Here is a 26,114-nt window from a genome sequence, read left to right as displayed (position 1 = left end):
AACCGCGGGCCCCCGGGGCCCCGGCCACCTTGACCACTTTGAACACTTCGATCACGGGGATGGCGTAAAGAATGGTGAACGAGGAGAAGTACCTCGATTACCTCAAGCGGGCGACTGCCGATCTCCGCGAGGCACGGCGACGGCTGCGCGAGGTGGAGGAGCGGGACCAGGAGCCGATCGCGGTCGTGGCCATGAGCTGCCGCTATCCCGGCGGCATCGACACCCCCGAAGCCCTGTGGGAGCTCGTCGCACGCGGCGGCGACGCCGTCACCCCGTACCCCGCCGACCGCGGCTGGCCCACCGAGGTCCTCTTCGACCCCGATCCGGACAGCGGCATCGACGCCTACGAGCAGGTCGGCGGCTTCCTGCACGAAGCCCACCACTTCGACCCGGCGTTCTTCGGGATCTCCCCGCGCGAGGCCCTCGCCATGGACCCGCAACAGCGGCTCCTCCTGGAGACCTCCTGGGAGGCCTTCGAACGCGCCGGCATCGACCCGACCACCCTGCGCGGCAGCCGCACCGGCGTCTTCGCCGGCCTCATGTACCACGACTACGCGGCACGCCTGTTCAGTGTCCCCGAGGAGATCGAGGGGTTCCTCGGCAACGGCAGCTCCGGCAGCATCGCCTCCGGCCGCATCTCCTACACCCTCGGCCTGGAGGGCCCGGCCGTCACCGTCGACACGGCCTGCTCGTCCTCCCTCGTCGCCGTCCACCTCGCCGTCCAGGCCCTGCGCGGCGGCGAGTGCACCCTCGCCCTCGCCGGCGGCGTCACCGTCATGTCGACACCCGGCACCTTCACCGAGTTCAGCCGCCACCGCGGCCTCGCCGGCGACGGCCGCTGCAAGTCCTTCGCGGCCGCCGCCGACGGCACCGGCTGGGGCGAGGGCGCCGGCATGCTCGTCCTGGAACGCCTCTCCGACGCCCGCCGCAACGGACACCCCGTCCTCGCCGTGGTCCGCGGCACCGCCGTCAACCAGGACGGCGCCTCCAGCGGCCTGACCGCCCCCAACGGGCCCTCCCAGCAGCGCGTCATCCGCGAAGCACTGGCCGGCGCCCGCCTCGCGCCCACCCAGATCGACGCCGTGGAGGCCCACGGCACCGGCACCACCCTCGGCGACCCCATCGAGGCCCAAGCCCTCCTCGCCGCCTACGGCCAGGACCGCCCGGAGGACCGGCCGCTGCTGCTGGGCTCCATCAAGTCCAACATCGGGCACACCCAGGCCGCCGCGGGCGTCGCCGGGATCATCAAGATGGTCATGGCGATGCGCCACGGCGTCCTGCCCCGGACCCTGCACGTGGACGAGCCCACCCCCAACGTCGACTGGTCGCAGGGCGCCGTCCGGCTGCTCACCGAAACCCGGCAGTGGCCCGAGACCGGCGCGCCCCGCCGCGCGGGCGTCTCCTCGTTCGGCATCAGCGGCACCAACGCGCACACCATCATCGAGCAGGCCCCGGCCGCGGAGGCCGTGGCGGAGCCCGCCGCACCGGCCACCGCCCCCGTACCGGCCCTGTGGAACCTGTCGGCCAAGTCACCGGCCGCCCTGCGTGCCCAGGCCGAGAAGCTGTACGCCCACCTGAGCACCCACCCCGCACCGGGCGCCGGGGACGTCGCCCGCTCGCTCGCGGGCGGACGCACCGACTTCGAACACCGCGCCGTCCTCACGGCCGCCGACACGCCCGGCCTCCTCCGCGCGCTGGCATCCCTCGCCGACCCGGACCCGGAGACGACCGCACCCGGCATCACCCGCGGCCGCCCGGTCGCGGGCAAGCTGGCGTTCCTGTTCACGGGGCAGGGCAGTCAGCGGCTGGGTATGGGGCGTGAACTGTACGACGCGTATCCGGTGTTCGCGGCCGCGTTGGACGAGGTGTGCGGTCGGCTGGAGCTCGATCTGCCGTTGAAGGACGTGTTGTTCGGGTCGGACGCGGCCCTGTTGGACGAGACGCGGTTCACGCAGCCGGCGTTGTTCGCGGTCGAGGTGGCGCTGTTCCGGCTCCTCGAGTCGTGGGGTGTGAAGCCGGACTTCCTCTGCGGGCATTCGATCGGTGAGATCGCCGCCGCGCACGTGGCCGGGGTGTTGTCGTTGGAGGACGCGTGCACGTTGGTGGCGGCGCGTGGTCGGTTGATGCAGGCGTTGCCGGCCGGTGGTGTGATGGTCGCGGTGCGGGCTTCGGAGGACGAGGTCCTGCCGTTGTTGACGGACGGGGTGAGCATCGCCGCCGTCAACGGTCCGCAGGCTGTCGTGATCGCCGGTGACGAGGACGCGGTGGCGGCGGTCGTGGCGGCCTTCCCGGACCGCAAGTCCAAGCGGCTCTCGGTCAGTCACGCGTTCCACTCGCCGCACATGGACGGCATGCTCGATGCCTTCCGCCGGGTCGTGGAGGGGCTGACGTACGCGGCTCCGCGCATCCCCGTCGTGTCGAACCTGACCGGCGCCCTCGTCACCGACGGTGAGATGGGTACGGCCGGGTTCTGGGTCCGCCACGTCCGCGAGACCGTCCGCTTCCTCGACGGCGTCCGAACCCTCGCCGCCCGCAACGTCGCGCACTTCGTCGAAATCGGCCCCGACGCCGTCCTCTCCGCCCTCGCCCCCGACTGCCTGCCCGAGGACACCGGCAACGCCGCCTTCGTGCCGCTGCTCCGCACCGGCCGATCGGAGACCGACACCCTGACCGGCGCCCTCGCCCGGCTCCACGTCCGGGGCGCGGCCGTCGACTGGGACGCGTACTACGCCGGTACCGGCTTCGAGCGCGTCGACCTGCCCACCTACGCCTTCCAGCGCGAGCCCTACTGGCTCGACGCGGGCCGCCCCCCGGGCGACGTCGCCGCGGCGGGTCTGGGAGCGGCCGGCCACCCGCTGCTCGGCGCGGCCGTCGCCCTCGCCGACCTCGACGGGTTCCTCCACACCGGCCGGCTCTCGCTGGACACCCACCCCTGGCTCGCGGACCACACCGTCGCGGGGTCCGTCGTCCTGCCCGGCAGCGCGTTCGTGGAGCTGGCCATCCGGGCCGGCGACCGGGTCGGCTGCGACCTCCTGGAGGAACTCACCCTCCACGCACCGCTCGTCCTGCCCCCGCACGGCGGCGTCCAACTGCAGCTCTGGGTGGGCGCCCCCGACGCCACCGGTCGCCGCCCCCTCGGCGTGCACTCCCGCCCCGAGCCCGAGGCCGACGCCGCCGGGTCCGACACCGACGCCGCAGGGCAGCCCTGGACCCGGCACGCCGACGGCGTCCTCGCCGTCGGCGCCCCGCAGCCGACCTTCACCCCAGAGACCTGGCCGCCGGCCGACGCCACCCCGCTGAGCGTCGACGCGCTGTACTCCGGGCTCGCCGAGGCCGGGCTCCACTACGGGCCCGCGTTCCAGGGCGTCCGCGCGGCCTGGACCGGCGACGGGGCGACGTACGTCGAGATCGAGGCGACCGACGAACAGCGCGCCGAGTCGCACCTGTTCGGGCTGCACCCCGCACTGCTGGACGCCGCCCTGCACACCATGGGCCTCGCAGGGCTCGTCGAGGACACCGGCCGCGGCCGGCTCCCGTTCTCCTGGAACGGGGTGGCCCTGCACGCCGTGGGCGCCTCCACGCTGCGCGTACGCCTGTCCGCCACCGGTCAGGACACCGTGTCGTTGGCTCTCGCCGACGGCGCCGGCCAACCCGTCGCCGACATCGCCTCGCTCACCCTGCGCACCATCCCGGACGGCCGGCAGGCCCCCGGCGCGGGAAGCGCCCACGAGCACCTGTTCCAGGTGGCGTGGGCCCCGCTGACGCTCCCCGCCCAGACCACCCCGACCGACACGATTCCTCCCGTGCTCGACGCGCCCTCCGCGGTCGAGGCGCTGGACCGGCTCATCGCCGCCGACGGGCCCGCGCCCGCCACCGTCCTCGTACGCCTCCCCGCCGATCGGACCCTGACCCCCGGGGCCGTCCGCGCCGCCACGCACGACACGCTCCGCCTGCTGCGGCGCTGGCTCGCCGACGACGACCTCGCCGACAGCCGGCTCGTCCTGCTGACCCGGGGCGCGGTCGCCGTCCGCGCCGGCGACGCCGCACCCGACCCGGTCTCCGCCGCCGTCCGAGGCCTCGTCCGCTCCGCACAGTCCGAACACCCGGGCCGTTTCGTCCTCGTGGACGTCGACGCCTCGGCGGACGCCGACGCGCAAACGCCGCCGGCCGCACCGTCCGCGACCCTGCTGGACGCCGTCCTCGCCTCCCCGGAGCCGGAGATCGCCCTGCGCGACGGCGCCCCCCACGCGCCCCGGCTGGCCCGGGTCCCCGCCGGCGCCGGCAGCGCGGCCGGGGCACCCGCGTACGACGCCGAAGGCACCGTCCTGGTCACCGGGGCCACCGGTACCCTCGGCCGGCTCGTCGCCCGGCACCTCGTGGCCGCACGCGGCGTACGGCACCTGCTGCTGCTGAGCCGCCGCGGGGACACCGCGCCCGGCGCGGCGGAGCTGACGCGGGAGCTGACCGAACGGGGCGCCGCCGTGACCTGGGCGGCCTGTGACGCCGCCGACCGGGAGGCGCTCGCCGCCACCCTCGCGGCCGTCCCCGCCGCCCACCCGCTGCGCGCGGTCGTCCACACCGCCGGAGTCCTGGACGACGGCGTCATCGACTCGCTGACGCCCGAACGCCTCGACACCGTCCTGCGACCCAAGGTCGACGCGGCCCTCCACCTGCACGAACTGACCCGCGACCACGACCTGTCCGCGTTCGTGCTCTTCTCCTCGGCCGCCGGTGTGTTCGGCGCACCCGGCCAGGGCAACTACGCCGCCGCGAACTCCTTCCTCGACGCCCTCGCCCAGCACCGCCGCGCCCACGGCCTCCCCGCCCTCTCCCTCGCCTGGGGGCTGTGGGAGGACACCGACGGCATGGGCGGCGCCCTGGACAGGGCCGACCTGGAACGCATGAAGCGCGGCGGCGTCCAAGGCCTCACCGCCTCCGACGGCCTCGCCCTCCTCGACCTCGCCGACGCCCTCACGGCCGAAGCCGTCGACGCCGTCGACGCCGCGACCGGCGCGGAGCACGCGCTGCTCGTCCCGATGCGGCTGACGCCGCCCGCCGCCGGTACGGCCGTGGCCCCGCTGCTGCGCGGCCTCGTCCGCACCCCCGTACGCCGCACGGCCGCCGCCGGCCCCGCCCGCACCGGGGGAGAGCCGACCGGCCTGGAACGCAGCCTGCTCGGCCTCGACGCGGCCGGCCGGGAGCGACTGCTCCTCGACCTGGTCCGCGGCCACGTCGCCGACGTGCTCGGCCACGGCAGCCCGGACGCCATCGAACCCGAACACGCCTTCAACGACCTCGGCTTCGACTCCCTCACCGCCGTCGAACTGCGCAACCGGCTCGGCGCGGCCGTCGGCCGGCGGCTCCCCGCCACCCTGGTCTTCGACCACCCGACCCCGCTCACCCTGGCCCGCCACCTCGACGCCGAACTCGGCGGGAACACGGGCGCCACCACGACCCACGACCCCGCCGCCGCGATCGGCGTCGACGCCGGCGACGATCCGATCGCCATCGTCGCGATGAGCTGCCGCTACCCCGGGGGCGTGAGCACGCCCGAGGACCTGTGGCGGCTGCTGGAGAGCGGCGCGGACGCCATCACCGGCTTCCCTGCCGACCGCGGCTGGGACGTCGAGTCCCTCTACCACCCCGACCCCGACCACCCCGGCACCTCGTACACCCGCCACGGCGGCTTCCTGCACGACGCCGCCGCGTTCGACCCGGCGTTCTTCGGGATCAGCCCGCGCGAGGCCGTCGGCACCGACCCGCAGCAACGGCTGCTCCTGGAGACCACCTGGGAGGCCTTCGAGCGGGCCGGCATCGACCCCGCCGCCGTGCGCGGCAGCCGGACCGGCGTCTTCGCCGGCGTCATGTACCACGACTACGCCGCCCTGCTGGAGCGTTCGGCCGACGGAGCGGACGGCTCGCTGGGCTCCGGCAGCACCGGCAGCATCGCCTCGGGACGCGTCTCGTACACCTTCGGCCTCGAAGGCCCCGCCGTCACCATCGACACCGCCTGCTCGTCCTCGCTGATCGCCCTGCACATGGCGATCCAGTCGCTGCGCACCGGTGAATGCGACCTGGCCCTGGCCGGCGGCGTCACCGTCATGGCCACCCCGGGCACGTTCGTCGGCTTCAGCCGCCAGCGCGGCCTGTCGGCCGACGGCCGCTGCCGCGCCTTCTCGGCGGACGCCGACGGCACCGGTTGGGGCGAGGGCGTCGGCATGCTGCTCGTGGAGCGGCTGTCGGACGCCCGCCGCAACGGACACCCGGTGCTGGCGGTCGTACGTGGTTCGGCCGTCAACCAGGACGGTGCGAGCAACGGCCTGACCGCGCCGAACGGGCCGTCGCAGCAGCGGGTGATCCGTGCGGCGCTGGCCGGCGCGGGCCTGACCGCCGCCGACGTGGACGCCGTCGAGGCCCACGGCACCGGCACCACCCTCGGCGACCCGATCGAAGCCCAGGCCCTGCTGGCCACCTACGGCCAGGACCGGCCCGAGGGCCGGCCGCTGCTCCTCGGCTCGATCAAGTCCAACCTCGGGCACACCCAGGCCGCGGCCGGTGTCGCCGGGATCATCAAGATGGTCATGGCCATGCGCCACGGCGTCCTGCCCAGGACCCTGCACGCACAGACGCCGTCACCGCACGTGGACTGGTCGGCGGGCGCCGTCAGCCTCCTCACGGAGTCGGTGCCGTGGCCGGAGACGGGCCGCCCGCGCCGCGCCGGCGTGTCCTCGTTCGGCATCAGCGGCACCAACGCCCACACCATCATCGAGCAGGCCCCCGCCGACACCGGGACCGGTGTCCCGGCCGCCGACACCCCGGTACCGGGCGGGTTCCCGCTGCCGTTGTCCGGCCGTACGGGCCAGGCCCTCGCCGACCGGGCCCGCGCCCTGAGCGCCCACCTGGCCGCCCACCCCGACCTCGAACTCGCCGACCTCGCCCACTCCCTGGCCACGACCCGCGCCGCCTTCGACCACCGTGCGGTGATCGTGGCGCCGGACCGCGCCACGGCCACCACCGCCCTCGACGTGCTCGCCGACGGCCGTACCGCCCCCGGGCTGATCCGGGACACCGCCGGCAGGAGCGGCCGCAGCGCCTTCCTGTTCACGGGCCAGGGCAGCCAACGCCTCGGCATGGGGCGCGAACTGTACGACGCCCACCCGGTGTTCGCGGCGGCGTTGGACGCGGTGTGCGACCGGCTCGGCCCGGAACTCCCGCTGAAGGACGTGCTGTTCGGTACGGACAGTGCTCTCCTCGACCGTACGGAGTACACCCAGCCGGCCCTGTTCGCCGTCGAGGTGGCCCTGTTCCGGCTCCTCGAAGCCTGGGGCGTACGGCCGGACTTCGTCGCCGGCCACTCCATCGGCGAAATCGCCGCCGCGCACGTCGCGGGCGTCCTCACCCTGGACGACGCCTGCGAACTGGTCTCGGCACGCAGCCGGTTGATGCAGGCGCTGCCCGCCGGTGGCGTGATGATCGCCGTCCAGGCGACGGAGGCGGAGATCCTCCCGCTCCTCACCGACCGGCTGGGCATCGCCGCCGTCAACGGCCCGCAGTCCGTCGTGATCGCCGGTGACGAGGACGCGGCCGTCGCGGTCGTGGCGGCCTTCCCCGACCGCAAGTCCAAGCGGCTCACCGTCAGCCACGCCTTCCACTCGCCGCACATGGACGGCATGCTCGACGCCTTCCGCGAGGTGGCCGAGGGGTTCACGTACGGCGCCCCGCGCATCCCGCTCGTCTCGAACCTGACCGGCGCCCTCGTCGGTGAGGACGAGATCGGCACGGCGGACTTCTGGGTCCGGCACGTCCGCGAAGGCGTCCGCTTCCTCGACGGCGTCCGCGCCCTCGAAGCCGCCGGCGTGACCACGTACCTCGAACTCGGCCCCGACGGAACCCTGACCACCCTCGCCCAGGAGTGCGTCACCGACCGGACCGCGGCCGCCTTCACCGCCACGCTCCGCGCCGACCGCCCCGAGCCGCACACCCTCACCCGCGCACTCGCCCGGGCCCACGCCCGCGGTGTCACGATCGACTGGAACACCTACTTCGCCCGCGCCGGCGCCCGGCGCGTCGACCTGCCCACCTACCCCTTCCAGCGGGAGCGCTTCTGGCCGGAGACGTCCGCCCCGCTGCCCGGCGACGCCACCGGACTCGGCCTCTCGGCCGCCGGACACCCCCTGCTGGGCGCGGCCGTCTCCCTCGCGGACGCCGATGGGCACGTCCTCACCGGCCGGCTCTCGCTGCGCACCCACCCCTGGCTCGCCGACCACGCCGTCATGGGAGCCGTCGTGGTCCCGGGCACGGCCCTCGTCGAACTCGCCCTGCACGCCGGCGACCGGGTCGGCGCCCCCGCCGTCGACGAACTGACCCTCCAGGCACCGCTGGTCCTGCCGGACTCCGGCGACGCCGTCGAGGTCCAGGTCACCGTGGGGGCACCCGACCCGGCGGGCCGTCGCCCGGTCGCCGTCCACTCCCGCCCGGCCGGCGCCGACGACGCACCCTGGCTGCGGCACGCCGCCGGACTACTGACGGACGAGGTCCGCGCCGCCGGCGCCGACCTCGCCGTCTGGCCGCCCGCCGGCGCCGGCCCCGTACCGGTGGACGAGGCGTACGTACTGCTCGACGCCGCCGGACTCGCGTACGGGCCCCTGTTCCGCGCCCTCCGGTCGGCCTGGCGCCGGGACGGCGAACTCTTCGCCGAACTCGCCCTGACCGGACGGGCGCAGGACGAAGCCGACGCGTTCGGACTGCACCCCGCCCTGCTCGACTCCGCACTGCACGCCCTCGCCCTGGACGCCTCCCTCACCACGGGCCCCGACGCCGACACCCCGCAGGGCGCACGACTGCCCTTCGCGTGGAGCGGCGTACGGCTGCACGCGACGGGCGCCGCAGCGGCCAGGGTTCGCCTTGCCTCCGCCGGCCGGGGCGCGATCTCCCTCGAACTGGCGGACCCCGCCGGACGGCCCGTCGCCTCGGTGGACTCGCTGGCCCTGCGCACGGTCTCGCCCGACCAGATCGGCGCGGCCACCCGCGACGGCCGCGCGGAGTCCCTCTACCGCGTCGAATGGACGACGCTCCCCACCGACCGGGCGGCCGCCGACCCCGTCTCGCGGGCCGTAGTGGGCGGCCCCGTACCGGGCCTGGACGGCACCGCGTACGCCGATCCGAGCGCGCTGGCGGCCACCGAGGGCGACGTCCCGGACCTGGTCTTCGTCGCCCCGGACCCGGCCACCGCCGGCGCCGTGCTCCCCGCAGCGGCGCACGCCCGGACGGCCGAGGGACTGGCCCTCGTACGCGCCTGGCTCGCCGAGGAACGGTTCGCCGCCTCCCGCCTGGTGTTCGTCACCCGTGGCGCCATGCCCGCGTCGCACGGTCCGACGCCCGAACCCGTCCGCGACCTCGCGGGCGCCGCGCTGTGGGGCCTGATCCGCTCCGCCGCAACCGAACACCCCGGACGCTTCGCCCTGGTCGACCTGGACGATGCCGACGCGGGGGCCCTGCCCGAGCAGGCGCTCGTCGCCGTACTGGCCTCGGGGGAGTCCGAGGTCGCGGTGCGCGGGGGCGCGGTCCTGGTGCCGAGGCTGGCGCGGGCGTCGGCCGCCGTGGACGCGTCCCCCGAGTGGGAAGCCGACGGTACCGTCCTGGTGACGGGTGCGAGTGGCTCGTTGGGCGGGTTGTTCGCCCGTCACCTGGTGTCCGAGCATGGTGTGCGTCGTCTGTTGCTGGTGAGCCGTCGTGGTGAGGCGGCCGCAGGGGCTTCGGAGTTGTCGGCGGAGCTGGCTGGTCTGGGTGCCGAGGTGTCCTGGGCGGCTTGCGATGTCGCCGATCGGGCCGCGCTGGCGGCCGTGCTGGATGGCATCCCGGTGGAGCACCCGCTGACCGGCGTCGTGCACACGGCCGGTGTGCTGGACGACGGTGTCATCGGCTCCCTGACCGCCGAGCGGCTGTCGGCGGTCCTGCGCCCGAAGGTCGACGCCGCGTGGAACCTGCACGAGCTGACCCGCGACCTCGACCTTTCCGCGTTCGTGCTGTTCTCCTCCGCTGCCGGTGTGTTCGGTGGTGCGGGTCAGGCCAACTACGCGGCAGGCAACGTGTTCCTGGACGCCCTCGCCGCCCACCGCAACGCCCAGGGTCTGGCGGGGACCTCGCTCGCCTGGGGTCTGTGGGCCGAGACGGGCGGCATGGGGGACACCCTGGATGCCGAGGACGTCTCCCGGCTCGGTCGGGGTGGCGTGAACGCGCTCACCGCCGCCGAGGGACTGGCGCTGTTCGACGCCGCGCCGGCCTCCGGGCAGCCGCTGCTGGTGCCGGTCAAGCTGGACCTGGCCGCACTCCGCGCCCAAGCGGGCGCGGGAATGCTCCCGCCGCTGCTCTCCGCCCTCGTCCGCACGCCCACCCGCCGGGCCGCCGGGTCCGTCGAGGTCGGGGACACCCCCGCGGCAGCGCTCATCGGCCTGACGGACGCCGAACAGGCCGCGTACGTACTGGATGTGGTGCGGACCCAGGTCGCGGCCGTGCTGGGCCACGCCGGGCCCGAGGCCGTCGAGGCCGACCGGTCGTTCCGGGAGCTCGGCTTCGACTCGCTGACCGCCGTCGAGCTGCGCAACCTCCTCGGCGCGGCCACCGGGCTGCGCCTGCCGGCCACCCTCGTCTTCGACTACCCGACCTCCCTCGTCCTGGCCGAGCACCTGCGGACCGAGCTCCTCGGAGCGGTGCCCGCGACGCCACGGGCGGCGGTCGCCGTCGCCGTACGCGACGACGAGCCCATCGCGATCGTCGGCCTGGGCTGTCGCTACCCCGGGGACGTCCAATCGCCCGAGGACCTGTGGCGGCTCGTCCTGGACGGCCGGGACGTCGTCTCCGGATTCCCCGACGACCGGGGCTGGGACGTGGACGGCCTCTTCGACGCCGACCCCGGCCGGGAGGGGACGAGCTACGCTCGCGAGGGCGGTTTCCTCACCGAGGCCTCCGCCTTCGACCCGGCGTTCTTCGGGATCTCCCCGCGCGAGGCCGTGGCGATGGACCCGCAGCAGCGGCTGCTGCTGGAAACCTCGTGGGAGGCGTTCGAGCGGGCCGGCATCGACCCGCGGTCGCTGCGCGGCAGCCGGACCGGCGTTTTCGCCGGAGTCATGTACCAGGACTACGCCTCGCGGCTCGCGGCCCTGCCCGAGGGCGTCGAGGGCTTCCTCGGCACGGGCAACGCGGGCAGCGTCATCTCCGGCCGGCTGTCCTACACGTTCGGGCTGGAGGGTCCGGCCGTCACCGTCGACACGGCGTGCTCGTCCTCCCTGGTGGCCCTGCACCTCGCCGTACAGGCCCTGCGGAGCGGTGAGTGCGAACTCGCCCTCGCGGGCGGGGTGACCGTCATGGCGACCCCCGCCGCGTTCGTGGAGTTCAGCCGGCAGCGGGGCCTGGCGGCCGACGGCCGCTGCAAGGCCTTCTCCGCCGACGCCGACGGCACGGGCTGGGCCGAAGGCGCCGGCGTCATGCTGGTGGAGCGGCTCTCCGACGCCCGCCGCAACGGACACCCGGTGCTCGCCGTGGTCCGGGGTACGGCGATCAACCAGGACGGCGCGTCCAACGGGCTGACCGCCCCCAACGGGCCCTCCCAGCAGCGCGTCATCCGCCAAGCCCTGGCCAACGCGGGCCTGTCGCCCGCCGAAGTGGACGCCGTCGAGGCGCACGGCACGGGTACGACCCTGGGTGACCCGATCGAGGCGCAGGCGCTGCTGGCCACGTACGGCCGGGAGCGCGAGGGGGACCGGCCGCTGCTGCTGGGCTCCATCAAGTCCAACATGGGCCACACGCAGGCCGCCGCCGGCGTCGCCGGGATCATCAAGATGGTCATGGCGATGCGGCACGGCGTCCTGCCCCGGACCCTGCACGTGGACGAGCCGACCCCGCACGTGGACTGGGCGGCCGGTGCCGTCACGCTCCTGGAGGCGGCCACGGCCTGGCCGGAGACCGGGCGGCCCCGCCGCGCCGCCGTCTCCTCGTTCGGCTTCAGCGGCACCAACGCCCACGCCATCATCGAGCAGGCCCCCGAGCCGACCGGGACCGAGGAACGGCCCGAACCCGCCCGGACGCCCGGCAGCGTGCCGTGGCTCCTCTCGGCGAAGGACCCGCAGGCCCTGCGCGACCAGGCCGCCCGCCTGGCGGCGCACGTGATCGCACACCCCGCCCTGTCGCCCGGCGACATCGGCTACGCCCTGGCCACGAGCAGGACCGACCTCGACCGGCGGGCCGCCGTCGTCGCCGCCGACCGGGACGGATTCCTGGCGGGCCTCGCCGCGCTCGCCGCGGGCGACCGGCCGGCCGGCGTGCTGGAGGACGTACCGGCCGCCGGAAAGCTCGCCTTCCTGTTCACCGGACAGGGCAGCCAAAGCCTCGCCATGGGGCGCGAACTGTACGAGACCTTCCCGGTGTTCACCGCCGCACTGGATGCGGTGGCGGAGCATCTCGACCTCGAAATGCCCCTGCGTGAGGTGCTGTTCGGGGTAGACGCGGCTCTGCTGGACGAGACGCGGTACACCCAACCCGCACTGTTCGCCGTCGAGGTGGCGCTCTACCGGCTGCTCGCCTCGTGGGGTGTGACGCCGGACCTCGTCGCCGGACATTCCGTCGGTGAGATCGCCGCCGCCCACGTCGCCGGAGTGCTCTCCCTCGCCGACGCCTGCGAACTGGTCGCAGCTCGCGCCCGGTTGATGCAGGCGCTGCCGACCGGCGGCGTGATGATCGCGCTCCAGGCGGCGGAGGAGGAGGTGCTGCCGCTGCTCTCCGAGCGGGTGAGCATCGCGGCCGTCAACGGCCCGCACGCGATCGTGATCGCCGGGGACGAGGACGCCGCGACCGCCGTCGTGGACGCCTTCCCCGACCGGAAGACCAAGCGGCTCACCGTCAGCCACGCCTTCCACTCACCGCACATGGACGGCATGCTCGACGCCTTCCGCGAGGTCGCGGAACGCCTGACGTACGCAGCCCCCCGCATCCCGATCGTCTCGAACCTCACCGGCCGCCCCGTCGGCGACGGCGAGATGGGCAGCGCGGACTTCTGGGTCCGCCACGTCCGCGAGACGGTCCGCTTCCTCGACGGGATCCGCGCCCTCGAAGCCGCCGGTGCGACCACCTACCTCGAACTCGGCCCCGAAGGCGTCCTCTCCGCCCTCGCACAGGACTGCCTCATCCGCGACGAGTCCGCCGACGCGGCCTTCGTCCCCGTGCTCCGCGCCGGTCGCCCCGAGGAAGCCTGCCTCGCCACGGCCCTCGCCCGCGCCCACCTGCGGGGGATCCCCGTCGACTGGGAGACGTACTACTCCGGCACCGGCGCCCGACGCGTCGACCTGCCCACCTACGCCTTCCAGCGGCAGCGCTACTGGCTGGAGGCACCCGCCCAAGCCCTCGCGGGCGACGTCGCCTCCGCCGGACTCGGCGCGACCGCTCACCCGCTGCTCGGGGCGGCCGTCGACCTGCCCGACTCGGACGGGTTCCTCTTCGCCGGGCGGCTCTCGCTGCGCACCCACCCCTGGCTGGCCGATCACCGCGTCGCGGGCACCGTCCTGCTGCCGGGCGCCGCGCTGGTGGAACTGGCCGTCCGCGCCGGCGACCACGCCGGCTGCGGCCGGCTGGACGACCTCATCCTCGAAGCGCCCCTGGTGCTCCCCGAGACGGGCGGAACACAGCTGCGGCTCGCCGTGGCCGAGCCCGACGCCGACGGACGCCGGGCCTTCCAGGTCTACTCGCGCCCCGAGCAGGCCGCCCCCGACGAACCGTGGACCCGGCACGCCGACGGCGTCCTCGCCCCGGACGCCCCGGACGCCCACTCCGACACCGCCGTCGAGCCCCTGGCGGAGTGGCCGCCGGCCGGCGCCGTCGACTGCCCGCTGGACGGGCTGTACGAGGATTTCGACGCCATCGGGCTCGGTTACGGCCCCGCCTTCCGCAACCTGCGCCGCGCCCACCGGCTCGGCGACGAGGTGTACGCCGAAGTCGCCCTGGACGCGGACCGCCTCGCGGAAGCCGCCCCGTACGGCCTCCACCCGGCGCTCCTCGACGCCGCCCTGCACGCAGTCGGCGTCGGGGAATTCTTCCCCGAGGGCCCGCAGGGCGCGCGGCTCCCCTTCTCCTGGGACGGGGTCCGGCTGTACGCGGCCGGCGCCGCCCGCCTGCGCGTACGGATGGCACCCGCCGGCCGGGACGCCGTGGCCCTCACCCTGTGGGACGGGGACGGACAACCCGTCCTGAGCGTCGACTCGCTCGTCCTGCGCCCCCTGTCAACCGACGGCATCGCCACCGGCCCCGCCCGCGAGGCCCTGTTCCGGATCGACTGGACCGTCCTGCCGCCCGCCGCGACGCATCCGCCGTCCGACAGCCGGTGGGCGCTGCTCGGCGCGGACCCGCTCAAGGTGGGCGCCGCCCTGGAACGCGCCGGAATCCTCGACGACGCCGCCGAGGCCACCCACGCCGACCTCAGCGCCCTCGGTGAGGCCTTCGACCTCGCCGGGGCCCTGGGGGAGGACGTACCGGAGACGGTCCTCGTCACCCCGGCCGTCGACCTCGCGCCGACCGACCCGGCCACCGCCGCGCACGCCGTGACCCGCCACGCCCTGGAACTCGTCCAGGGCTGGCTCGCCGACGAGCGGTTCGCCGCCTCCCGGCTCGCGGTCGTCACCCGTGGCGCCGTCGCCACGGACCCCGAAGGGGACGTGACCGACCTCGCGCAGGCGGCGGTATGGGGCCTGGTGCGCTCCGCCCAGGCCGAGCACCCCGACCGGTTCGTCCTGATCGACCTCGACGAGGAGGACGGCTCCCACCGCGCCCTGCCCGCGGCGCTCGCCGGCGACGAAACCCAACTCGCCCTCCGGGAAGGGGTCGCACGCGCCCCCCGGCTGGCCCGCGCCACCCTGACCCCGGCCGCGTCGGACTCCGTCCCCGCAGGCCGGGGCCCGGACCCCGAGGGCACCGTCCTGATCACCGGAGCCACCGGCACCCTCGGCGGCCTCCTCGCCCGGCGCCTCGTCACCGAGCACGGCGTACGCCACCTGCTGCTCACCAGCCGGCGCGGCGGCGCGGCGGCCGGAGCGACGCAACTCGGAGACGAACTCGCCATGTTGGGGGCCCGCGTCACCTGGGCGGCCTGCGACGCCGCCGACCGGGACGCCCTCGCCGCCCTGCTGGACTCCGTACCGGCCGAGCGTCCGCTCACCGCCGTCGTGCACACCGCCGGCGTCCTCGACGACGGCACCATCGCCTCACTCACCCCCGAGCGGGTCACCAAGGTGCTGCGGCCCAAGGCCGACGCGGCCTGGAACCTGCACGAACTGACCCGGGAACTCGACCTGGCGTCGTTCGTCCTGTTCTCCTCGGCGGCCGGCGTGTTCGGCAACGCCGGACAGGCCAACTACGCGGCCGGCAACACCTTCCTCGACGCACTCGCCCAGCACCGCCGGGCCCAAGGACTGGCGGGCCTCTCGCTCGCCTGGGGCCTGTGGGACGACGGGGCCGGCATGGCCGCCGGACTCGACGAACAGGACCGTCGGCGCATCGAACGCGGCAACATGAACGCACTGTCGCAGGCCGACGGACTGGCCCTCTTCGACGCCGCACTGCGGGCCGACACGCCCCCGCACGAGGACGACGAACCGCGCACCCCGAGCCTCCTCGTGCCCGCCCGACTCGATCTGGCCGCCCTGCGATCCCGGGCCGGCGACCACGTCGCACCCCTGCTGCGCGGCCTGCTCCGTACGTCCGTACGGCGCAGGACGAGCAGTGGCACGAGCACGGACGCCCCGGACTCGACGGCGGAGCGGCTCGCCCAACTGCCGTCCGCCGAACGCGACCGGGTCCTGCTCGACACGGTCTGCACCCACGTCGCCCGCGTGTTGGGCCACAGCGGTGCGGCCGCCATCGCACCGGGCAGCGCGTTCAAGGAACTCGGCTTCGACTCGCTGACCGCGGTCGAACTGCGCAACAGCCTCGGCGCGGCCACCGGACTACGACTCCCGGCCACGCTCATCTTCGACCACCCGACCCCCGAGCGACTCGCCGGGCACCTGCGCACCGCACTCGGCCTCGACGGCGACGGCCCCGCCGTCTTCGACGAACTCGACCGGCTGGAAGCCGCGTTGGCAGCGTCGGAGGCGACGGACGCCGACAGCGTCACCCGTTCGCGGATCACGATGCGCCTCCAGGCCCTCATGACCAAGTGGCACACCGGCCAGGACACCGGCCGCACCACGGCCGCCGAGGACACCGACGACGACCTCGACACGGCCACCGACGACGAACTCTTCGACCTGCTCGACGACGAACTCGGCGCTTCCTGACCCGAAGCGCCCGAGCCCGCCGGGCGCGGCACGACACACCCCGTGCCCGCCCGGCGGCCCCCGACCACCACGGACAGACCCGTACGACCGCCTCTCTGGCATGGAGCCCACGCACATGGTGAACGAGGACAAGCTTCGCGACTACCTCAAGCGGGCGACCGCCGATCTGCGCCAGGCCCGCAGGCGGTTGCGCGACGTCGAGGAACAGAACCAGGAGCCCATCGCGATCGTCGCGATGAGCTGCCGCTACCCGGGCGGTGTCCGCACCCCCGAGGACCTGTGGCAGCTCGTCGCCGACGGCCGCGACGCGATCTCCGGATTCCCGGCCGACCGCGGCTGGGACGTCGAGACGCTCTACGACGCCGACCCCGACAGCGCCGGATCGAGCTACGTCAGCGAGGGCGGCTTCCTCTACGACGCCGCCCGCTTCGACCCGGCGCCCTTCGGGATCTCGCCGCGCGAGGCCATGGCGATGGACCCGCAGCAACGGCTGCTGCTGGAAACCTCCTGGGAGGCGTTCGAGCGGGCCGGCATCGACCCGACGTCGATGCGCGGCAGCCGAACGGCCGTCTTCGCCGGCGTGATGTACCACGACTACACGGCCCGCCTGGACTCCGTCCCCGAAGGCGTCGAAGGCTTCCTCGGCACCGGCAGCTCCGGCAGCATCGCCTCCGGCCGGGTGTCCTACACGTTCGGCCTGGAGGGCCCGGCCGTCACCGTCGACACCGCCTGCTCCTCCTCCCTGGTCACCCTGCACCTCGCCGTGCAGGCCCTGCGGGCGGGGGAGTGCACCATGGCACTGGCCGGCGGTGTCACCGTCATGGCGACCCCCGCCACCTTCACCGAGTTCAGCCGCCAGCGCGGCCTCGCCTCCGACGGCCGCTGCAAGCCCTTCGCGGCCGCCGCCGACGGCACCGGCTGGGGCGAGGGCGTCGGCATGCTCCTCGTGGAGCGGCTGTCCGACGCTCAGCGCCACGGACACCCCGTCCTGGCCGTCATCCGCGGCAGCGCGATCAACCAGGACGGCGCGAGCAACGGCCTCACCGCGCCCAACGGCCCGTCGCAGCAGCGCGTCATCCACCAGGCCCTCACCAATGCCCGACTGGCGGCGGCCGACGTGGACGTCGTCGAGGCCCACGGCACCGGTACGACCCTCGGCGACCCGATCGAAGCCCAGGCACTGCTGGCCACGTACGGCCAGGACCGTCCGGCCGAACGGCCGCTGCTGCTCGGCTCCATCAAGTCGAACATCGGCCACACGCAGGCCGCGGCCGGTGTCGCGGGCATCATCAAGATGGTCGAGGCGATGCGCCACGGCATCGTGCCCAAGACCCTCCACCTCGACGAGCCCACCCCGCACGTCGACTGGGAGGCGGGCGCCGTCTCCCTCATCGGCGAGACCATCGCCTGGCCGCGCACCGGTGCACCGCGTCGTGCGGGTGTGTCGTCGTTCGGGTTCAGTGGGACGAACGCGCACGTGATCGTGGAGCAGGCGCCGGAGGTGGGGGTGGAGGCCTCCGGTTCTGGTGTGGGTTCGGGTGTGGGTTCGGGTGTGGGTTTGCCGGTGGTGCCGTGGGTGTTGTCGGGGAAGAGTGCGGTGGCGTTGCGGGCGCAGGCGGATCGTCTGGTGGGTTGGTTGCCGGGTGGTGCGGGTGTGGATCCGGTGGATGTGGGTTGGTCGTTGGTGTCGTCGCGTGCGGGTTTGGATCATCGTGCGGTGGTGCTGGGTGATCACGTGGCGGGTGTGGGTGCGGTGGCGTCGGGTGCGATGGCCGCGGGTGTGGTGACGGGGTCGGTGATCGGTGGGAAGACGGCGTTCGTGTTCCCGGGTCAGGGTTCGCAGTGGGTGGGGATGGCGGTGGGTCTGTTGGACTCGTCGGCCGTGTTCGCGGCGCGGATCGATGAGTGTGCGAAGGCGTTGGAGCCGTTCACGGACTGGTCGTTGATCGATGTGTTGCGGGGTGTGGAGGGCGCGCCGTCGTTCGATCGGGTGGACGTGGTTCAGCCGGCGTTGTTCTCGGTGATGGTGTCGTTGGCCGAGGTGTGGCGGGCGGCGGGTGTGCGTCCGGGTGCGGTGATCGGTCATTCGCAGGGTGAGATCGCTGCCGCGTGTGTGGCGGGGATCCTGTCGCTGGAGGATGCGGCCCGGGTGGTTGCCCTGCGCAGTCAGGCGATCGGTCGGGTGCTGGCCGGTTTGGGTGGCATGGTCTCCGTGCCGCTGTCCGCTGTCGAGGTGCGTGAGCGGATCGCCACGTGGGGCGAGGCGCGGATTTCCGTCGCCGCTGTCAACGGCCCGTCCTCGGTGGTCGTTTCCGGTGAGGTCGAGGCCCTGGAAGAACTCCTGGCCGCCTGCGAGGCCGACGGCATCCGTGCGAAGCGGATCGCGGTGGACTACGCCTCGCACTCCGCCCAGGTCGATCTCCTGAAGGACGAACTGGCCGAGTTGCTCGCTCCGATCGTTCCGCAGGCCGCGCGGGTGCCGTTCCTGTCGACCGTGACGGGCGAGTGGGTCAACGGGCCCGAACTGGCCGCGGGTTACTGGTTCCGCAACCTCCGCCAGACGGTCGAGCTGGAGCAGGTCACCCGTACCCTCCTCGATCAGGGTTTCGGCGTGTTCATCGAGTCGAGCCCCCACCCCGTCCTGACCGTCGGGATGCAGGAGACCGTGGAGGACGCGGGCCGCGAGGCCGCCGTCCTCGGGTCGTTGCGCCGCAAAGAGGGCGGGTTGGAACGCTTCTGGTTGTCGCTCGGTGAGGCGTACGTGCGGGGTGTGGCCGTCGACTGGGACACCGTGTTCGCCGGTACGGGTGCCCGGCGCGTGGACCTGCCGACCTACGCCTTCCAGCAGGAGCACTTCTGGCTCGAAAGCGGCACCGCCGCGGAGCCCGAAGCCGCCGTTCACCCGACCGGCGCCGCCGACGCCCGGTTCTGGGAAGCCGTCGACGCCCACGACGTGGCGGCCCTCACCGCCGAGCTGGACATCGACGCCGACGAGGCGCTCACCGCGCTGCTTCCCGCACTGTCCTCCTGGCGGCGCCAGAGCCAGGAGCGGTCCACGGTCGACGGCTGGCGCTACCGGATCACCTGGAAGCCGGCCCCCGAGCCCACCTCCGCTCCCCGGCTCTCCGGTACCTGGCTCGTCGCGGTCCCCGAGGACCCGGCGGGCGCCGCGCCGGCGGACGCCGTCCTGCGCGTCCTCGCGGCGCACGGCGCCGACGTACGGCAGGTCGCCCTACCCCGCACCGACGACGCCCGGGCCGAGCTGGCCGGGCGGATCCGGGCTGCGCTCACCGACGGCCCCGCGGCGACCGGTGTGCTGTCGCTGCTGACCTCCGCCGGGACCGACGCGGCCCCGGGCGTGATCGACACGCTCGCCCTCGTCCAGGCCCTCGGCGACGCCGAGGTGACCGCCCCGCTGTGGTGCGCCACCCGGGACGCGGTCTCCGTCGCCCGCTCCGAGCAGGCCACCGACCCCGCGCAAGCCCCCGTCTGGGGCCTCGGCCGGGTGGTGGCGCTGGAGCACGGCGAGCGCTGGGGCGGCCTGGTCGACCTACCGTCGGAGGCCGATGACCGGACCTTGGGCCGGTTGGTCGGGATCCTCGCCGGCGACGGCGCGGAGGACCAGGTGGCCGTGCGGGCTTCCGGGGTGTTCGTACGGCGTCTCGTGCGGGCCCGCCTCGCCGAATCGCCGGTCGTGCGCGAGTGGCGTCCGGCCGGTACGACGCTGGTCACCGGGGGGACGGGCGCGCTCGGTGCACACGTCGCCCGGTGGCTGGCCTCGAACGGTGCGGAGCACCTGGTCCTTACCAGTCGTCGTGGTCCGGACGCGCCCGGCGCCGCCGAGCTGCGCGCGGAGCTGATCGCGCTCGGCGCGGACGTCACGCTCGCCGCCTGCGACGTCGGCGACCGCGAGGAACTCGCCGCCCTCCTGGCTTCCGTACCCGCCGACCGGCCGCTCACCGCCGTCGTGCACACGGCGGCCGTCCTGGACGACGGGGTCATCGAGGCGCTCACCCCCGGCCAGATCGAACGCGTCCTGCGGGTCAAGGTCGACGCGACGCGGAACCTGCACGAGCTGACCCGTGACCTCGACCTGTCGGCGTTCGTCCTCTTCTCCTCCTTCGCCGCCACCTTCGGCGCCCCCGGCCAGGGCAACTACGCGCCGGGCAACGCGTTCCTCGACGCGTTCGCCGAGCACCGGCGGGCCGAAGGCCTGCCCACCACGTCCATCGCGTGGGGCCCCTGGGGTGACGGAGGCATGGCCGAAGGCGCCGTCGGCGACCGGATGCGCCGCCACGGCGTCATCGAGATGGACCCCGCACGGGCCGTCAGCGCGCTCCAGCACGCCCTGGACCGGGACGAGACGACCCTGACCGTCGCCGACATGGAGTGGAAGCGCTTCGTCCTCGCCTTCACCTCCGGCCGCGCCCGCCCCCTGCTGCACGACCTGCCCGAGGCGCGACAGGCGACGGAAGCCGCCCGCACGGACGCGGCGCAGGACACCGGAGACGCCGCCGTGCTCCTGCGGCAGCTCGCCGGACAGCCCGAGGCGGAACAGGAACGCCTGCTGCTGGAACTCGTCCGCACGGCCGTCGCCGCGGTCCTCGGCTACGCCGGACCCGACGCCGTGGAGGCCGGCCGGGCGTTCAAGGAACTCGGCTTCGACTCCCTGACCTCCGTCGAACTGCGCAACCGGCTCGGCGCCGCCGCCGGCCTCAAGCTGCCGCCCACCCTCGTTTTCGACCACCCGACGCCCACCGTCCTGGCCCGGCACCTGCGGACCGAACTCGGCGGCCGGGACGCCATGGGCGCCACGTCCGCCCCGACGGCCAACGGCCCCACCGCCGGGGCGGACGCCGAACCGATCGCCGTCGTCGCGATGAGCTGCCGCTTCCCCGGCGGCGTCCGCAGCCCCGAGGAACTGTGGCAGCTGCTCGCCTCCGGCGGCGACGCCCTGTCCCGGTTCCCCGTCGACCGCGGCTGGGACGTCGAGGCGCTGTACGACCCCGACCCCAACGCCCAGGGCACCTCCTACACCCGTGAGGGCGGCTTCCTCACCGACGCGGCCTCCTTCGACCCCGGCTTCTTCGGGATCTCCCCGCGCGAGGCCCTCGCCATGGACCCGCAGCAGCGGCTGCTGTTGGAAACCTCCTGGGAGACGTTCGAACGGGCCGGCATCGACCCGGAGTCCCTGCGCGGCAGCCAGTCCGGGGTGTTCGTCGGGACCAACGGCTCCGACTACTCCCACCTCGTACGCGGCGCCTCGGAAGGCCTCGAAGGGCACCTGGCCACCGGCAGCGCGGGCAGCGTCGTCTCCGGCCGGTTGTCCTACACCTTCGGCCTCGAAGGCCCGGCGGTCACCGTCGACACCGCGTGCTCGGCCTCCCTCGTCGCCCTGCACCTCGCGGTGCAGGCCCTGCGGTCGGGGGAGTGCACCATGGCGCTGGCCGGCGGTGTGACCGTCATGTGCACACCCGGCACCTTCATCGAGTTCAGCCGCCAGCGCGGCCTGTCCACCGACGGCCGCTGCAAGGCCTTCTCCTCGGACGCCGACGGCTTCAGCCCCGCCGAGGGCGTCGGCATGCTCCTCGTCGAGCGGCTCTCGGACGCACGGCGCAACGGCCACCCGGTCCTCGCCGTGATCCGCGGTACGGCCATCAACCAGGACGGCGCCTCCAACGGCCTGACCGCCCCCAACGGCCCGTCCCAGCAGCGCGTCATCCGCCAGGCCCTGGCCAACGCCGGTGTGACCGCCGCGGAGGTCGACGTCGTGGAGGCGCACGGCACGGGCACCACCCTCGGCGACCCGATCGAGGCCCAGGCCCTGCTGGCCACCTACGGTCAGGACCGACCCGAGGGCCGGCCGTTGCTGCTCGGCTCCATCAAGTCCAACATCGGTCACGCGCAGGCCGCCGCGGGCGTCGCCGGCGTGATGAAGGTCGTGCTGTCCATGCAGCACGGCGTACTGCCGCAGAGCATCCACATCGCCGAGCCCACCCCGCACGTGGACTGGAGCGCGGGCGAGGTCTCCTTGCTGACACGACAGCAGGCATGGCCCGAGAACGGTGACCGGCCCTGGCGCGCGGGTGTTTCGTCGTTCGGATTCAGCGGGACGAACGCCCATGCCATCATCGAGCAGGCCCCGGCCGAACCGGGGCCCGACGAGCAGGGGACCCCTGTCCCGTCGAACCCCCACCCCCTACTGGTCGCGACGCACCCCGACGCCGGCGGATCCGACCGGCCGGCCCCGCTGCCCTGGCCCCTCACGGCCAGGACGGAGAAGGCCCTGCACGCCCAGGCCGACCGCTTGCTGAACCACCTCTCCACCCGCCCTGACCTGCGAAGCGGCGATGTCGGCCACTCCTTGGCCACCACCCGCAGCGCCCACGACCACCGCGCCGTCCTCATCGGCCGGCACCGGGAGGACCACCTCGCGGGCCTGGCCACCCTGGCCGCCGGAGGCACCGCACCCCTGCTCGTCCAGGGGTCGGTCATCGGGGGCAGGACCGCCTTCGTCTTCCCCGGACAGGGGTCGCAATGGGTGGGCATGGCGGAAGCGCTGTTGGACGCTTCACCTGTGTTTGCAGCCCGGGTGGACGAATGTGCGAAGGCGCTGGAGCCCTTCACCGACTGGTCGTTGGTGGACGTGCTCCGCGCCGCCGACGGCGCGCCCTCCCTCGACCGGGTGGACGTGGTCCAGCCGGCCCTTTTCTCCGTCATGGTGTCGTTGGCCGAGGTGTGGCGGGCGGCGGGTGTGCGTCCGGGTGCGGTGATCGGTCATTCGCAGGGTGAGATCGCTGCCGCGTGTGTGGCGGGGATCCTGTCGCTGGAGGATGCGGCCCGGGTGGTTGCCCTGCGCAGTCAGGCGATCGGTCGGGTGCTGGCCGGTCTGGGTGGCATGGTCTCCGTGCCGCTGTCCGCTGTCGAGGTGCGTGAGCGGATCGCCACGTGGGGCGAGGCGCGGATTTCCGTCGCCGCTGTCAACGGCCCGTCCTCGGTGGTCGTTTCCGGTGAGGTCGAGGCCCTAGAAGAACTCCTGGCCGCTTGTGAGTCGGACGGCATCCGTGCGAAGCGGATCGCGGTGGACTACGCCTCGCACTCCGCCCAGGTCGACCTGCTGCGCGATGAGCTGGCCGAGTTGCTCGCGCCGATCGTTCCGCAGGCCGCGCGGGTGCCGTTCCTGTCGACCGTGACGGGCGGGTGGGTCGACGGCCCCGAGCTGGACGCGGGTTACTGGTTCCGCAACCTGCGGCGGACCGTGGAGCTGGAGGAAGCCACCCGCACCCTCCTGAACCAGGGCTTCGGCGTGTTCATCGAGTCGAGCCCCCACCCCGTCCTGACCGTCGGGATGCAGGAGACCGTGGAGGACGCGGGCCGCGAGGCCGCCGTCCTGGGCTCCCTGCGCCGCAACGAGGGCGGCTTGGAGCGCTTCTGGTTGTCGCTCGGTGAGGCGTACGTGCGGGGTGTGACCGTCGACTGGGACGCCGTGTTCGCGAACACGGGCGCCCGGCGCGTCGACCTGCCGACCTACGCCTTCCAGTCGCAGCGCTTCTGGCCCGAGGCCGCCCCCGTCGAAGCGGAGGCGCTGCCCGCGGAAAGCGCGGTCGACGCCCGGTTCTGGGACGCCGTCGAACGTGAGGACCTCGCCGCGCTCACCGCCGAGCTGCGCATCGAGGGCGACCAGCCGCTGACCTCGCTGCTTCCCGCGCTGTCGTCCTGGCGCCGTGAGAACCGGGAACAGTCCACGGTCGACGGCTGGCGCTACCGCGTCACCTGGAAGCCCCTCGCCGAAGCCGGCAGCACCCGCCTCTCGGGGGTCTGGCTGGTCGTCGTGCCCGAGGCCCCGGCCGGCCCGGGCGGGGACGACGCGGTCACCGGTGTGCTGCGTACGCTCGCCGAGCGCGGCGCGGAGGTCCGTACGGTCACCGTCGCCGCAAGCGCCGCCGACCGGGACGCGCTCAACGCCACCCTGGAGGGCGTCGGCGACGGGGCGGACGCCCCGGCCGGGGTGCTCTCCCTCCTTGCCCTCGCCGAGACTCCCGCCGGCTCCGCGTTGCGCGAGCACGCCGGGCTGCTGGGCACCGCCGCACTCGTTCAGGCCCTCGGTGACGCCGATGTGTCCGCGCCCCTGTGGTGCGTGACCCGTGGCGCCGTCGCCGTGACCCCGTCCGAGCGGCTCCAGGACCCGGCGCAGGCCCTGCTGTGGGGCTTCGGTCGTACGGTCGCGTTGGAGTTCCCGGACCGGTGGGGCGGTCTCCTCGACCTGCCCGCGCAGGTCGACGTACGGACCCTGGAGCGGCTCGTCGGGATCCTCGCCGGTGACGGCGCCGAGGACCAGGTGGCCGTCCGGGCCGCCGGACCCTTCGGCCGCCGACTCGCCCACGCCCCCCTCGCGGACGCGCCCGTCGCGCCCGCCTGGAAGCCGCGCGGTACGACCCTGGTCACCGGCGGTACGGGCGCGCTCGGCGCGCACGTCGCCCGCTGGCTCGCCGAGAACGGCGCCGAGCACCTGCTGCTCACCAGCCGGCGCGGCCCCGATGCGCCCGGCGCGACCGCACTGCGGGACGAACTCGTGGCACTCGGCGCCGAAGTGACCCTCGCGGCCTGCGACATGGCCGACCGGGACGCCGTGGCCGGGCTCCTCGCCGCCGTACCCGCCGGCCGGCCGCTGACCGCCGTCGTGCACACCGCCGGTGTCCTCGCCGACGGCGTCATCGACGGGCTCACCCCCGAACGGTTCGCGACCGTACTCGCCCCCAAGGCGGACGCGGCGCTCACCCTCCACGAACTGACCCGGGACCTGGACCTGTCGGCGTTCGTCCTGTTCTCCGGAGTCGCCGGCACCCTCGGCGACGCCGGGCAGGGCAACTACGCCGCCGCCAACTCCTACCTCGACGCCCTCGCCGAGCAGCGGCAGGCCGACGGTCTGCCCGCCATCTCGGTGGCCTGGGGCCGTTGGGGCGACAGCGGACTGGCCGCCGGCGGTGCCATCGGGGAACGCCTCGACCGCGGCGGCGTGCCCGCCATGGCGCCGCGCTCCGCGATCCGCGCGCTCCAGCAGGCCCTCGACCACCGGGAGGCGGCCGTCGCCGTCGCCGACATCCAGTGGGAGCGGTTCACGCCCGGCTACACCGCCGTGCGGCCCAGCCCGTTCCTCGCCGACCTGCCCGAGGTGCGCCGGCTCGCCCGCGCCACCCCGGCCGGCGGAGCGGACGAAGGCGCGACGGGAGCCCCCGGGGAGGTGCTGCGCCGTCGACTGTCGGTGATGACGCAGACCGAACAGGTCCTGGCCGTACTGGATTTGGTTCGCACCCACGCGGCGACCGCTCTCGGGCACGCCGGTACCGACGAGGTCGGCGCCGGTCGGGCCTTCAAGGAGCTCGGCTTCGACTCCCTGATCGCGCTGGAACTGCGCAACCGACTGAACGCCGCCACCGGACTGAAGCTCCCGGCCACGCTGGTCTTCGACCACCCGACCCCGGCGGTCCTCGCCGAGTTCCTGCGGGCCGAGATCGTCCAGGACGGCAGCACGGCCGCCGCGCCCGGCATCGCGGAACTGGAGAAGCTCGAATCCGCGCTCTCCGTCCTCGACCCGGACGGTGGAACCCGCGCCGACATCGCCTCGCGCCTCCAGGTCCTCCTGGCGAAATGGGGTGAACCCCAGGCCCATTCGAGCGGCGAGGCCGTGGCCGAGAAACTCCAGGAAGCCACGGCCGACGAGCTCTTCGACTTCATCGAGAACGAGCTCGGTATCTAGCACAGCGGACAGCAGGCAGTAACAGCACGAGGGTTTGT

2 protein-coding genes are annotated in these 26,114 nt (G+C 74.3%); both read left to right on the top strand.

Going from position 1 to position 26,114, the window contains the following annotated elements:
• The first annotated feature begins 71 nt into the window (after positions 1-71).
• Entirely contained in the window at positions 72-16,319 is a 16,248-nt protein-coding gene (locus tag ACZ4XJ_RS05735; RefSeq protein WP_468495417.1) for a type I polyketide synthase, read from the top strand.
• 118 nt (positions 16,320-16,437) lie between these two features.
• Positions 16,438-26,076, top strand: a complete 9,639-nt coding sequence (locus ACZ4XJ_RS05730; RefSeq protein WP_468495466.1) for a type I polyketide synthase — start codon at positions 16,438-16,440, stop codon at positions 26,074-26,076.
• Positions 26,077-26,114: the final 38 nt, after the last annotated feature.

The sequence above is a fragment of the Streptomyces sp. NPDC029836 genome (assembly GCF_055574495.1).
Note: the sequence above shows the minus strand (reverse complement) of the source record. Positions and strands in the feature narration are given on the sequence as shown.